At 36.2% G+C, this 13,650-nt stretch carries 14 protein-coding genes; 7 read left to right on the top strand and 7 right to left on the bottom strand.

Annotated elements, in window-relative coordinates; translation table 11 throughout:
* Nucleotides 1-64 precede the first annotated feature (64 nt).
* Both FLJC2902T_RS12815 and rlmH read right to left on the bottom strand, forming a co-directional pair.
* A complete protein-coding gene (locus FLJC2902T_RS12815; RefSeq protein ID WP_023580230.1) occupies nucleotides 65-529 on the bottom strand; it encodes a CHRD domain-containing protein in 465 nt (154 codons plus the stop codon).
* 211 nt (nucleotides 530-740) lie between these two features.
* Nucleotides 741-1,214 carry a 23S rRNA (pseudouridine(1915)-N(3))-methyltransferase RlmH gene (rlmH, locus tag FLJC2902T_RS12820; RefSeq protein WP_023580231.1) on the bottom strand — a complete coding sequence of 158 codons (474 nt, stop codon included), beginning with the start codon at nucleotides 1,212-1,214 and terminating at the stop codon, nucleotides 741-743.
* A 195-nt stretch (nucleotides 1,215-1,409) separates the two neighbouring features.
* Between rlmH and FLJC2902T_RS12825 the strand changes: the two genes are divergently transcribed.
* Entirely contained in the window at nucleotides 1,410-2,897 is a 1,488-nt protein-coding gene (locus FLJC2902T_RS12825) for an aminotransferase class V-fold PLP-dependent enzyme (protein ID WP_023580232.1), read from the top strand.
* Between the two features lie 115 nt (nucleotides 2,898-3,012).
* Here FLJC2902T_RS12825 and FLJC2902T_RS12830 read toward each other — a convergent pair whose 3' ends face one another.
* Nucleotides 3,013-3,888, bottom strand: a complete 876-nt coding sequence (locus FLJC2902T_RS12830; protein WP_023580233.1) for a lysophospholipid acyltransferase family protein — start codon at nucleotides 3,886-3,888, stop codon at nucleotides 3,013-3,015.
* Nucleotides 3,889-3,993: 105 nt separating this feature from the next.
* Here FLJC2902T_RS12830 and FLJC2902T_RS12835 point away from each other — a divergent pair, with 105 nt between their 5' ends.
* The 5 genes from FLJC2902T_RS12835 (at nucleotide 3,994) to FLJC2902T_RS12855 (ending at nucleotide 7,602) form a co-directional block, all read left to right on the top strand.
* The gene (locus FLJC2902T_RS12835; RefSeq protein WP_023580234.1) at nucleotides 3,994-4,635 is read left to right on the top strand and encodes a rhomboid family intramembrane serine protease; all 642 of its coding nucleotides are present in this window, start codon (nucleotides 3,994-3,996) and stop codon (nucleotides 4,633-4,635) included.
* Nucleotides 4,636-4,688: 53 nt separating this feature from the next.
* A complete protein-coding gene (locus FLJC2902T_RS12840) occupies nucleotides 4,689-5,384 on the top strand; it encodes an SIMPL domain-containing protein (RefSeq protein WP_023580235.1) in 696 nt (231 codons plus the stop codon).
* 76 nt (nucleotides 5,385-5,460) lie between these two features.
* Nucleotides 5,461-6,408 (top strand): phosphoribosylaminoimidazolesuccinocarboxamide synthase, encoded by a 948-nt coding sequence (locus FLJC2902T_RS12845; RefSeq protein WP_023580236.1) that lies wholly within the window; start codon nucleotides 5,461-5,463, stop codon nucleotides 6,406-6,408.
* 219 nt (nucleotides 6,409-6,627) lie between these two features.
* Entirely contained in the window at nucleotides 6,628-7,122 is a 495-nt protein-coding gene (locus FLJC2902T_RS12850; RefSeq protein ID WP_023580237.1) for a hypothetical protein, read from the top strand.
* A gap of 93 nt (nucleotides 7,123-7,215) precedes the next feature.
* Nucleotides 7,216-7,602 carry an ankyrin repeat domain-containing protein gene (locus tag FLJC2902T_RS12855; RefSeq protein ID WP_035678662.1) on the top strand — a complete coding sequence of 129 codons (387 nt, stop codon included), beginning with the start codon at nucleotides 7,216-7,218 and terminating at the stop codon, nucleotides 7,600-7,602.
* 93 nt (nucleotides 7,603-7,695) lie between these two features.
* Here the strand turns inward: FLJC2902T_RS12855 and FLJC2902T_RS12860 are convergent, their stop codons facing one another.
* The 4 genes from FLJC2902T_RS12860 to FLJC2902T_RS12875 all read right to left on the bottom strand — a co-directional run bounded on the left by FLJC2902T_RS12860 (nucleotide 7,696) and on the right by FLJC2902T_RS12875 (nucleotide 11,974).
* Nucleotides 7,696-8,412, bottom strand: a complete 717-nt coding sequence (locus tag FLJC2902T_RS12860) for a LytR/AlgR family response regulator transcription factor (protein WP_035678664.1) — start codon at nucleotides 8,410-8,412, stop codon at nucleotides 7,696-7,698.
* A complete protein-coding gene (locus FLJC2902T_RS12865; RefSeq protein WP_023580240.1) occupies nucleotides 8,412-10,364 on the bottom strand; it encodes a tetratricopeptide repeat-containing sensor histidine kinase in 1,953 nt (650 codons plus the stop codon). Before FLJC2902T_RS12865 ends, FLJC2902T_RS12860 begins: the two co-directional genes overlap by 1 nt.
* A complete protein-coding gene (locus FLJC2902T_RS12870; RefSeq protein ID WP_023580241.1) occupies nucleotides 10,365-10,790 on the bottom strand; it encodes a septal ring lytic transglycosylase RlpA family protein in 426 nt (141 codons plus the stop codon). It lies immediately after the preceding gene.
* A gap of 95 nt (nucleotides 10,791-10,885) precedes the next feature.
* Nucleotides 10,886-11,974 (bottom strand): M42 family metallopeptidase, encoded by a 1,089-nt coding sequence (locus tag FLJC2902T_RS12875; RefSeq protein ID WP_023580242.1) that lies wholly within the window; start codon nucleotides 11,972-11,974, stop codon nucleotides 10,886-10,888.
* Nucleotides 11,975-12,054: 80 nt separating this feature from the next.
* Here FLJC2902T_RS12875 and FLJC2902T_RS12880 point away from each other — a divergent pair, with 80 nt between their 5' ends.
* Nucleotides 12,055-12,768: a DUF4294 domain-containing protein gene (locus FLJC2902T_RS12880; RefSeq protein ID WP_035678667.1), complete on the top strand. Its 714-nt coding sequence runs from the start codon at nucleotides 12,055-12,057 to the stop codon at nucleotides 12,766-12,768.
* The last annotated feature ends 882 nt before the right edge of the window (nucleotides 12,769-13,650 follow it).

Consider the following 13,650-nt stretch of genomic DNA (forward strand, 5'->3'; position numbering starts at 1 on the left):
CTTTCCATCCTTACTAAACGGAAAGAGTTTTCAGAATTATTTTTTTTTGTTTCCAAATTATGTTTTAATAACCGCCTCCTGTGATTTCTTTAATAAGTTGGCCTCTGATTTCTCCATCAGGATAAGTTGCACTGTGTAAATTCACATAATAAAGGTTGTTCTTAAGATCCGCTTCCTGCTCAGCGCTAAGTGGATCACTTGTGTAGCTTATTGGTGGTGTAAAACTTGAAAAAGCAAAAACAGGTGGGCCACTAACTCCTAAAGCTCCTTTGTGGATATGTCCGTCTGTTACTGTCATACCGCTATGTGTTACTGTAATGGACAGTATTTTGGTTGCGTTATAAAATTTAAGTACTGCGGTTCCAGTTGCTGTTGAGCTGTTAGGCGGTACTTCATTTGACCCGCTTAAAGTTGCATTAAAAGTAGTTATTGAGACAGGTATTGATGACATATCATCATCATCATCATTGCACGAAACCGCAACTGCTGTAAATAAGACAACTGCTAAAAATCTTACATAATATTTCATATCGAAAAAATAAGTATGTATAGAGTCGTAAGAAAGAGAAACGCTTTTTTAATATTTTGCGCTGAAAATCATAATGTTACGATGTAGCAACATTTTACATTCGTTAGTAAAATTAAGCCATTATTACAAGATAATCTCTAATTTTTGATAAACTTTAACCCTAATTCAGACAGTTTGGTTCTATCATATAATATTTAACTGAAATCCGGATTTACTGATGATGATACGGTTCGTTTTTAAGAATCGTGAAGCCGCGATACAGTTGTTCGATGAAAAACAGTCGTACCATCTGATGCGAGAATGTCATCTGCGAAAGCGAAATCTTCCCCTGTGCTTTTTTATAAACCTCATGACTGAATCCATAAGGGCCTCCAATTACGAAAACTAATGTTTTTACACCAGAATTCATTTTCTTTTGCAATTCTTCCGAAAAGCCTACGCTTGAAAATGTTTTTCCGTTTTCGTCCAGTAAAATCAATTGGTCAGTTGCCGATAATTTCGACAGGATCAGTTCGCCTTCTTTCTCTTTTTGCTGGGCTTCCGAAAGGTTTTTAGCGTTTTTGATATCCGGAATAATCTCCAGTTCAAACTTAATGTAGAACGACAGCCGTTTGGTGTAATCGTCGATTAAGGTTTGCAGTGCTTTATTATCGGTTTTGCCGATGGCCAGGAGTTTAATATTCATAACTTCGGATTAAAAAAGCAAAGATAACAGAATTTTGATAATGGCTTTGGGGCATCATTTTTCATTAATTTTGAATCGTAAATATCATAAAATCAGGTAAATGTGTTAAATTTTAGTTATACTCCTTAAATCCTTAAATCCTTAAAACCTGAAATAATCAAAAAAATGTATCTTTGACCCAAATGCTTATTTTAAATGATTACAGAACAGACTACACAACTGGAACACTATTTTCAGCAATTCAGAAAAAACATCATCGGTATCGATCAGGAATTTGATTCTCCTTTCGGAAGAAAAAAAATCATTTACACGGATTGGACCGCTTCGGGGCGTTTGTATCGTCCGATAGAAGAAAAACTGATGAATGAATTCGGACCTTTCGTTGCCAATACGCATACTGAAACCACAGTATCCGGAACGGCAATGACGATGGCCTATCATGAAGCGCGTCACATTATCAAAAAACATGTGAACAGCGATGAGAATGACGTCTTGATTGTTGACGGTACAGGTATGACAGGGGTTATCAATAAATTTCAGCGTATTTTAGGCTTGAAAGTTCCTGAAAATCTTCAGAAATACACTCAGATTCCCGAGGAGAAAAAGCCGGTGGTTTTCATTTCACATATGGAACATCATTCGAATCAAACCTCTTGGCTGGAAACCATCGCGAAAGTAGAAGTGATTCCGGCTTGCGAAAAAGGCTTGATTTGTTTGGACAGCTTCAAAGCATTATTGGAAAAATATAAAGACTGTACTTTAAAAATCGCTTCAATAACAGCTTGTTCTAACGTAACCGGAATCAGAACACCTTATCATGAAGTGGCAAAACTAATCCACCAGTACAACGGAGTTTGTTTTGTGGATTTTGCCTGTTCGGGACCTTATGTAAAAATAGACATGCATCCGGCGGACAATCCGGAAGGGTATCTGGATGCCATTTTCATGTCGCCACACAAATTCCTTGGCGGACCGGGTACTTCCGGGGTTTTGGTTTTCAATAAAAAATTATACAAAAATATGGTTCCCGATCATCCGGGAGGAGGAACAGTTAGCTGGACCAATCCTTGGGGCGAACATAAATATTTAGACAATATTGAAGAACGCGAAGATGGCGGAACTCCGGGCTTCCTTCAGGTTATCAAAACCGCTTTGGCAATTCAGTTGAAAGAGCAGATGGGAATTGATAATATCCTGAAACGCGAACATGAAATCGTAGACTATGTTTTCGAACGATTAGGAAATGTTTCGAACATCAATATTCTGGCAGGACAACACAAAGACAGGCTAGGGGTTATCTCTTTTTACATCGATGATTTGCATTTCAACCTTGGAGTGAAAATTCTGAACGATAAATTCGGAATTCAAACTCGTGGCGGTTGCAGTTGTGCCGGAACTTACGGTCACTTCCTGTTGCATGTGGATCAGGAAACGTCTCATTATTTAACCGATAAAATTACATCGGGTGATTTAATTGAAAAACCGGGATGGATCAGGATGTCGATTCACCCAACGACAACTTCTGCTGAAATTGAATTCGTTTGTAACAGTATCATAGCTTTGGCTGATAACCATAAAGAATGGGCAAAAGATTATGAATACAATAAAAACTCCAACGAGTTTGTTCATAAAAATGCGTTGCACAAAGAAAAAGAAATGGTGAAAAATTGGTTTTCTTTATAGGTCAAATCAATTTGCCGAACTAAAGAAAATTTGGTCATAAAAAAATCCACTTGTAATGAGTGGATTTTTTCTTTTATAAAACGAGTTTAATTTTTTCTTTGCCTTCTGCAATCTGCTAACTCTCCTTAGTGTGTTTCCAGCGCTTGTGTGTCCACAGATAATACTCTGGTTTTTCAAGGATTTGTTGTTCGACCATTCTGAAAAACATATCGGTTAGTTCATAATTCGGAACTTCTTTCGGGTTTTCCACCATCGGAACAAAAGTTGCCTGGTATCGGCCACGGCCTAATTTCTCTCCTTTAACAAAAAGAACATTCATATCCATTCGTTTGGCGAGCATTTCGGCTCCCGTATGAACCGGAACTTCAACTCCCATAAACTTTGTCCAGTGTTGTGCTTTCCATACTTTAGGAGATTGGTCGGCTGCAAATCCGTAAACTCCTTTGATTCCTTTCTTGTAATTCGATACCATTACCGCAGTTGTTTCTTTGGTGTCGATTAATGTGGCGTTAAACTTTCCTCGGATGTCGCGTACTAACTTATCAAAGTATTTATTTCTGATTTTTTTATAAATTCCAAACCCTTCAAATTTGATGTGTTTGTTCATAATCAGCAACCATTCGTAACTTGAATAATGGGCGCAGAAAATCGCGATGCTTTTACCTTTGGCTTCATATTCATCATACAATTCCATGTTGGTAAAAGTAAAACGCTTATTGATTTCCTTATCTGAAATGGTCATGGTTTTAATCATTTCAAGAAAACCGTCAACCATATGATGATAGGATTCTTTTTCAACACGTAAACGTTCTTTTTCGGACAAATGCGGTAAGGCTAAGGCTAAATTTTGTCGAACCACTTTTTTTCTGTAACCAATAATGTAATACACAAGTACGTAAAGGCAATCGGAAACAAAATATAATAATCGGAAAGGAAGTATTGATATGCACCACAAAATTGGATATACCAACAGAAATACTAGTAATTGCATTTATTTAAGTTTTTACAAATATACTTTTTATACTGATTATTCGGGCATCAAATACCATTCAATAAAGAAACATTGGTTATTTTTACGCAACGAAAATGCAAATATATGAACTCTGTATTATTACTGATTATTGTTGTTACCGCTATTGTAAGTTTTAAAGGTTTCGGAGACGAATCTTTTTTTAGAAAGTATGAATTTCATATCGGCAGTATTCGTGCCGGAGAACACATCCGAATGGTAACTTCGGCTTTTCTGCATGGAGACATCGGACATTTATTGTTCAATATGCTCACATTGTATTTCTTTGCACCTGTTGTCATTCAGAATTTTGATTCGCTTTCATTCATAATCATATATTTCGCAAGTTTGATTTGTGGCAGCTTGCTTACTTTGTATTTTCATAATAACGATTATTATTACCGCGCCATCGGAGCTTCCGGAGCAGTTACCGGAGTGTTGTATTCAGCAATTTTACTGCATCCGGACATGAGCTTATATTTATTTTTCATACCTATTCCGATTCCGGCATATTTATTCGGAATCGGGTATCTGCTCTATTCCATTTACGGAATGAAAGCTAAGAATGATAACATCGGACACACGGCACATTTTGGAGGAGCAATTGGCGGTTATATCATCACATTGGCTAAAGTTCCTTCCATGGTGACAGACAATACGTTAATGGTTGTATTGTTGCTGATTCCGATTGTAATTTTATTGATTTTATTAAAAATGGGTAAGATATAGGTGTTTTGGCATTACTTTTGACTTGTAATGAAAAACTTAAAAATATATTAGATATGAAAAAACTACTTTTAATCGGAATAACCTTGTTCATGACAGGACTTTCTAATGCGCAAGTACAAGAAATTAAACCAATACCCCAAATTGTGGTTTCCGGTGAGGGAAAAATAAAAGTTACTCCGGATCAGGCCGTAATTACCGTCGGCGTTGAAAATACAGGAAACGACGCTGCCGATGTAAAAACGAAAAATGATGTGGCCATAGACGGCATCATCAAATACATCAAGAAAATGAAAATTGCCACTACCGATTATCAGACGCAACGCGTGTCGTTATACAAATCGTATGATTATCAGAAGAAGAAAAATACATACACGGCTTCACAAAATATTATTATCACACTTAAGGATTTATCCAAGTATGATGAGTTAATAATGGGATTGGTGGAATCAGGAGTGAATGTGATCCAAGGCGTTGATTTCAAATCGTCTAAAGTGAAAGAATACGAAAGTCAGGCACGAATTCAGGCGGTTCAGAATGCTAAAACCAAAGCTGCGGATTATGCTTCGGCATTGAATCAGAAAGTGGGTAAAGCAATTTTGGTTTCAGATAATTCGACAACCCATTATCCAAGACCGGTTTATGGAGCCATGAAGATGGATTCTGAATCTGCAGCTCCGGCAAGAGAAACATTGGCAATCGGAGAAATTGAAGTGACAGCAAATGTTACGATCAACTTTGCCATAGAGTAACAAATTTATTTGGATTATTTTGCTTGACTCTCAGAATCCAATTACATTTGCACAATTCAACATCAACACAACAAAAATGAATACAATCACGACTACCAATTTCAATTTCCCGGGTCAGAAATCCGTTTACAGAGGTAAAGTAAGAGAAGTGTATAATATCAACGACGAGCTTTTGGTAATGGTGGCAACCGACAGATTATCAGCTTTTGACGTGGTAATGCCAAAAGGGATTCCGTACAAAGGTCAGATTTTAAATCAGATAGCAACCAAATTCATGCAATTAACGGAGGATATCGTTCCGAATTGGTTAATCGCGACACCGGATCCAAATGTTGCCGTAGGTCATTTATGCCAGCCTTTTAAAGTGGAAATGGTAATCCGTGGGTATTTATCCGGACATGCCGCCCGTGAATATGCTGCCGGAAGAAGAGTTATATGTGGTGTTGAAATGCCAGAAGGATTAAAAGAAAACGATAAATTTCCGACGCCGATAATTACCCCGACAACAAAGGCCGATAATGGTTCTCACGATGAAGATATTTCACGTGAAGCGATTTTGGCTAACGGAATTGTTTCTGAAGAAGATTATCTGATTTTAGAAAAATACACTAGAGCTTTATACCAAAGAGGAACTGAGATTGCAGCTTCGCGTGGATTAATTCTTGTGGATACGAAATACGAATTCGGAAAAACCAAAGACGGTAAAATTGTTCTGATTGATGAAATCCATACTCCGGATTCTTCCCGTTATTTTTATGCTGAAGGATATCAGGAAAGACAAGACAGAGGAGAAGATCAGAAGCAATTGTCGAAAGAATTTGTTAGACGTTGGTTGATTGAAAACGGATTCCAGGGAAAAGAAGGGCAACAAATCCCGGACATGACAGAGGAATACATCGAAACAGTTTCTGAGCGTTACATTGAATTGTATGAGAACATTTTAGGGGAATCATTTGTGAAAGCAGATATCTCCAATATCAATGAACGTATTGAGAAAAACGTTTTGGCTTTTCTGAACAAATAAGATAACCCATTCTTAAAGTTATACTAACCACGCACTGCGTGGTTTTTTTGTTCTTTGTAGTGAGATATGAAATGTATGTTTTGGTTGATTAAATCGATAAACGGTTTTAAAATACCGATTATCAGTAACGGTTTGTTAAAGTTATGTTATAATCAGAAATTTCGGTAACGAAATAATTCAAAAAGCGTCTATTAAATAAATCATCAATCAACAATCATCATGAAAAAATCAATCATTTATTTAGGAATCGCTGCATTGACCTTTATCAATGTTTCAGCATTTAATTGTCAGCAATTGTTTGATATTGAGCATCTTGGTTCGATTCAGACAGTGCAGTCAGATCAAAGTTCAGGCGTAACAACAAACGGCAATGATTCGGCAGAAACAATCACCGATAAAAAAGGTGGAGATCCGCCAAGAAATAATCCGGAAATAATTGGCATTGAATCGTATGCAAAAAGCATGGAGGAAATTATAGCCGAAAACAATCAGATAATCGAAAGTACTATTTCAAATGAAATAGCTGAAAATGAAACAGCAGAAATTCCTTCAGCAGATAATCAGGTTATTGACGATATTATTTTAGCTGAAGTTGGTCCGGTTTACAGTGAAAAAACAATGGAAGAAATAATACAGCAAGACAGTCAGATAATTGAAAGTCCGTTGTTAAATGAAAGTAAACCATGCAATTTTAAAAAATCCAAAAAATCATAATTTTTAAATATAATAAAGAGTAAAATTTAAATCATTAATCAACCCGAGGCGCAGCCGAATTGTTTGGAGCGTAGCGGAAAAAAATCAATCATCATGAAAAAAACGATCAGTTTATTAGGTTTAGCTTTAATTGCAACTGCAAATGTTGCCTTAGCTTCGAATGTTGACACTTCAACTTCAAAAAATGTTGCAATCCATAATTACGATGTTACACCGCTTTTTGTGGCCATCAGTAAAGGAGACGTTGCTACCGTTAAAAAATTTGTTGAATACGGAGTAGATGTAAACGAAACTAAAAACGGAATGACTCCGTTAATGTTCGCAGTTCGTTACAATAACGCCGAAATAGCAAAAATCCTGATTGAAAAAGGAGCAGATATTTCGGTTAAAGATCCAAACGGGCGTACCGCTTTGCAACTGGCAGAAGCTGTAAAAGCTACCCAAGTAGCTGAAGTTATTAAATCGGCTTCAAAAAAATAAGTTAGAGTTTTAGTTATGAGAATAAAAAAAACCGGGCATTATGTCCGGTTTTTTTTTGTTGTTACAGTTATCATGCAGAACTAAATTCTAGGTTTAAAAATTGGTCAATTCATTAATTACTAACTCTTTATATGTTTTTGAAATCGGTATTTTTTTACTGCCGATTGTGATAAAGAATGTATTAAACCCATCAATTTTAGTTTTGTTTACAATAAAACCTTTGTGAGTTTTGATGAAATTATCGGGAAGGTTAGCTAAAAACTCGGTTATGGTAGAACGATAACGGTATTCTTTTTCCGGAGTAATTATAAGTAGATAATTCTTCTGACTTTCAGCGTAAATGATGTTTTCAATAGCTACTTTTTCAAAAACCTCCTTATGTTTGATATAAATGAAAGTATTGGGTTTCTCTTTAGAAACAGCAATGCTTTGTTTGTTGTAGTTAAGCATTGCTATTTCAATGGCAGTAAAAAGTTCTGCTTTCTGAAAAGGTTTTATTAGATATCCGAAAGGATTTGTGGCTATGGCGCTTTTGACAGTCACATCATCCGAATAGGCAGTGAGGAAAACATGTGGCATGGAGTATTTTTCCTGAATGTAATTCGCCAGCCAAATGCCGTCTTTTTCACCTTGGATGGTGATGTCCAAAAGGGCGAATTCAACTTTGTTTTCAGAAAGTATCTCGATTGCTTCCTGAGCATTCATTGCTGTGCCGACAACGTTGTAGCCCATTTCGGTTAAAAGGACTGTTATTGTCTTTTGGGTTATGTATTCGTCTTCTACTACCAGAATGTTTAATGGGTGGTTCATTATGCAATATCTTTAAAAGTAATAATAATGTTGGCTCCGTTATCATTTTTCCATTCACAATTGCCTTCCAATTGTCTTGTCAGTCCCAAAATCAGGTCAAAACCAATCGATTGCAACTTCTTTGGATCGAAATCAGCGGGTAGTCCGATACCGTTGTCTTTTACGATAAGTCTGTAAATATCATTTTCTTTGGTGAGATTGATTGTAATGTTTCCGCTTTCTCTGTTTTTAAAAGCATGCCTGAAACAATTTGTTATGATCTCATTAAGGATTAAACTTAACGGAATGGCTGTATTTATGCCGAGTTCTATCTCATTTGCTTCGACATCAATACTAATTTTTTGGTTATTGTTGTATGCTGTTTGAATTGCCTGAATTAATTCGGATAAATAATTCTGAAAAGGAACCTTACTGAAATTTTCCGACTGGTACAGTGTTTTGTGAATTAATGCAATCGATTGTATTCGTGACTGGCCTTCTTTTAAAATAATCTTAGCATTTTCATCACTGATGTTAAGGTTCTGAAGTTCCATTAAGCCCGAAATAATCTGCAGATTGTTTTTCACTCTGTGATGAATTTCCTTCAACAGCATTTCTTTTTCGGCCAGCGATTCTTTGATGGTCTCATTTTTTGCAGAAATCTCATCATTTTTGTGCTGAATTTCTTTCTGTTTTTTTCGCGAATTACTAAGGTACAATAAGGTTGTCACCAGAATAATTCCTAAAGCCGTTGCAATTATATAGAGCGTGACTTTTTCTTTAGCATTGATGTCCGATTGCTGTTTTTCTATTAAATGGTCTTTTTCTTCCAATTGGTACAGGATTTCATTTCCGGCTAATAAAAGGCGTTGTGTCTTCGAGTTTATCGAATCGCTCAGATTGAAAGCTTTTTCATAATAGATATGAGCTTCATCTTTTTTATTCTGAACTTTTAGTAATTCTGCTTTTGTTCTATAGTAGAACACTCTTGTTTCGTCTGATATTCCTTTTGACATGAGTTGTTCCGCCAGCTCTATGTTTTTTTTCGCCTCAGTGTAGTTTTTTAACTTAATGTTACATGTTGTGAGATAAACAATGGTTTTAACGATTCCATCGTTGCTGTTATTGTCCTTGATTTTTATTCCGATGGAAATGTCTTCCATCAGCAGTGGTACAGCACTTTTATAATCGCCTTGTTTCATTTTTAAAACGCCGATATTTCCTTTCACTAACCCGTACAATGCATTAAAACTCTCCCAATCATTCTTTTTAAGGCCAGTTTCTGCTTTTTGTAATGATAGATTATAATAATGATATGCACTGTCAATTTGATTGTTCATAGAATAATAGTAACCCAGACTATTGTAAGCTGAGGGAACTATAAGTGAATCACGTTTTGGATTTTTCAGTATTTCATTGATTTCCGATTTTAATTGCAAAATCGCCTTATCATATAAGTGCAATCGGGCATATAAACTACTTTTGATACTGTAAGTCCACAAATCGTAATCCACACCTTTTTTTCTGAGAAGGCTTATTTCGGAATTTATTTTAAAGACATTAGAAAATAAATTAAGGTTCAGATAAGCTTTCTGTAATCTTACTAAGACGGACATGCGTTTTGAATCGGAAAGTTTGTAATCCTTGTTATTCTGAATTTCTTTCAATACAACAATGGATTTCAGGTAGTCTTCTTTTATAAAATAGACATCGGCCAATACAAATTTAAGCCGCATTGACGAATTTATATGTGTATTGATTTGTTCGTCGGATTTCAGTTTAGGGAGATTTTGGTAGAAAAACTCCCGATTGTCTATTTTTTGTCTATGAGTCAGACTTTCGTAAAAACGGATTTTATCAATCCCCTTTTTTGAGGTATAAATTTCCTTTATTTTATCGGTCGTTTGAGCGTTTCCAATGAAAAATTGAAAAAGAAATAAACAGCAGATAATGTTTTTTAAAATAAAAGACATTTATAAAATTTCAATTTTCACGCTTAGTTCACCGTGAGTGCTTTTGTCGGATATTTCCATAAAAGCTTTTTTGGTCAGATCAATTTCCCTTCCTCTGGAAAATGGTCCGCGGTCGTTGATTATAACCACAACCGATTTATCATTGGCTAGATTGGTTACTCTTACTTTTGTACCGAACGCTAACTCTCTGTGAGCTGCCGTGTATTCTTTATTATTAAAACGTTCTCCGTTGGCTGTTTTTCTGCCGTTAAACTTATCGTGATAATAGGAAGCTACACCTTTATTTTTGTAAACTTTCCCTTTTTCTGATGATTTTGGAACGGAGGTGGTTCTGACTTTAGACCCCGAAGAGCCGCAACTATTCATCGATAACGCTATCGTTATTCCGAAAAGGGCAAAAAATAGTTTGGTGCGAATTGAATCCATGGTTTTACGGGGCTAATATTTGTTCGTCACGAATTACACGAATTTCCATGAATTAATCTGTGGTAATTTGCGTAATTCGTGCCAAACAATCAGATTTATTTGAAATAAGAAAAGGTTTCGTTGTTCTCAATCTTTAATAAACTTTCATAAATTAATTTGATCACATTTTCAACATCTTCTTTGTGAACCATTTCCACCGTTGTGTGCATATAACGCAGCGGAAGCGAAATTAGTGCAGAAGCAACTCCGCCGTTACTGTAAGCAAATGCATCAGTATCGGTTCCCGTAGCTCTCGATGTAGCATGACGCTGGAATGGAATTTTCTTTTCCTCTGCCGTGGTTACAATCAGTTCACGTAATTTATTCTGAACAGCCGGAGCATAGGCAATAACCGGACCTTTTCCCATTTTCAGATCACCTTCAATTTTCTTTTCAATCATTGGGGTAGTGGTGTCATGACAAACATCGGTTACAATGGCCACATTTGGCTTGATGGTATGCGTAATCATTTCAGCTCCGCGAAGACCAATTTCTTCCTGAACCGAATTGACGATGTACAATCCAAACGGTAATTCCTTTTTGTTTTCTTTCAATAAACGCGCCACTTCAGCAATCATGAATCCACCCATACGGTTATCAATGGCTCGACAAACGAATTTATCTTTGTTCAGAATCATGAATTCATCCGGATACGTAATCACGCAACCTACATGAACTCCTAATTTCTCCACTTCTTCTTTTGTTTCACATCCGCAGTCAATAAAAATATTATGGAGTGTTGCCGATTCTTCCTTGCCACGATTTCTCGTATGAATCGCCGGCCAACCGAAAACGCCTTTAACGATTCCGTTTTTCGTATGAATGTTTACACGTTTGGAAGGCGCAATCTGATGATCAGAACCACCATTGCGAATCACATAGATTAATCCGTCATCCGTAATATAATTCACATACCAAGAAATTTCATCAGCATGACCTTCAATTACTACTTTGTATTTTGCATCCGGATTTATTACTCCTACGGCGGTTCCGTAAGTGTCGGTTATAAATGTGTCTACATACGGTTTCAGGTAGTCCATCCAAAGTTTTTGTCCGCTTTCTTCATAACCTGTTGGTGATGCGTTGTTTAGATAATTTTCTAAAAAAGTAAGTGACGATTTGGATAGTATTGATTTCGTTGCCATAAAATATTTTTTTGCTAAAATAATAAATTGGCATCAGAGTTGTTAGTATAATGCATATTTTTGATATAATAAATAAGTCTATGAAGCGATATCTTTTTTTGAGTATTTCATTCTTTTTTTACTCCTATATATATAGTCAGGTTACCAATGACACTGTCGGAATACAGGAGCCGGATACTTCCGTTGTTTTTAAAACACAAATGGATGAAATGTTTATTGGAAAAGATAAAGCCAAGATGGCGGAAATGGACCGAATCAAAAAAATTCAGCGCCGGGTTTTTAAAGTATATCCCTATGCAAAATTAGCAGCCGAGAATTTAAAGATTCTGAATGCGAATATGGCCAAACTCAAAACAGAACGCGAAAAGAAAAAGTATTTTAAAATAGTCGAAAACTATCTTGAAAACGAATTCGAAGGTCGTCTGAAGAAATTTTCCCGCATGGAAGGCCAGATTCTGGTTAAACTCATCCACAGACAAACCGGTGTTACCACTTATAAACTGGTTAAAGATTTAAAAAGCGGCTGGAAAGCCTTCTGGTCTAACAATACCGCCCGATTATTTGACGTCGATTTAAAAGCCGAATACGATCCTTTCAATGAATTGGATGATTTCTATATAGAAGGTATGTTGGTAAAAGCGTTCAAAGAAGGTAAACTTCAGCGTCAGGATCCTGCCAGGCCAATTGATCTTGCCGAACTTTCTGCTACCTGGAAAGAAAAACTGAATAGATCAAGAAAAGCCAGGGAGGAAAAAGAAGCAAAAGAAAAGGCTGCTTTAGAAGAAAATAAATAATTTTTTTAATTAGGAGCGAATGGTTCGGGCATTTTTGTGGTCCATGTTCCCGCTTTCCGTTCCAATTCCTCCGCTGCGCTGCGGGATTTCCACTCCAATCGGGGCTAGGGGAGAGAGGTGGTTGCGTTTTTGTGGTCATTTGAAGTATACAATCATTCCTGTTTACTGTTATTCCGGCGTAAGGAGTGATTTCCGGATTCTATTTACCTATATATAGTATGGTAGATGAGATTTTCCCTCAGGGTTTCTGCTTATATAGTATTGTCAATAGTGATTTTTCCGTAGTGTCTTAGCTCCTCGGTTCCTTAACACCTTATATATATGGTATAGCCAACAGAGATTTTTTCTTGACATCTTAGCTTTTCAATTTCTCAATACCTTTTATATATGGTATAGTCAATGCTATCTTTCCTCAATACCTTAGCTTCTCAGACTCTCATTGCCTTTATATATGGTATATTCAACTATGATTTTCTCTTAGTCCTTTAGTACCTCAGGCCCTCAGTACCTTTTTTCAAAAAAAACTTTCCTTCTTTAAGAAATGGTTATCAGGAAGTTAAGGAAAACCTCGAAAAAAAGAATAAAAAAAGACCTGAAATAATTAGGAGTTACGGGAAAGAGTGCTACTTTTGCACCCGCAATAACGGCACAGTTCTACTGACATTTTGAAACGAATCACATCCAAAAGGATTTTGAAAAAAGTCAAAAAAAGATTTGGTTTGTAAATAAAAAAGAAGTTATCTTTGCCACCCGCAAAACACGGTAAAGTTCTTTTGAAATATTGAGTAAGTGATTTGAAATTACGGTTTAGAAATTAAATCGAAAAATAATTAAAAAACACTTGCGAGATTAAAAAAAGGTATTACCTTTGCAACCCGCAAA

Source organism: Flavobacterium limnosediminis JC2902 (assembly GCF_000498535.1).
GTDB classification, from domain to species: Bacteria; Bacteroidota; Bacteroidia; order Flavobacteriales; family Flavobacteriaceae; genus Flavobacterium; species Flavobacterium limnosediminis.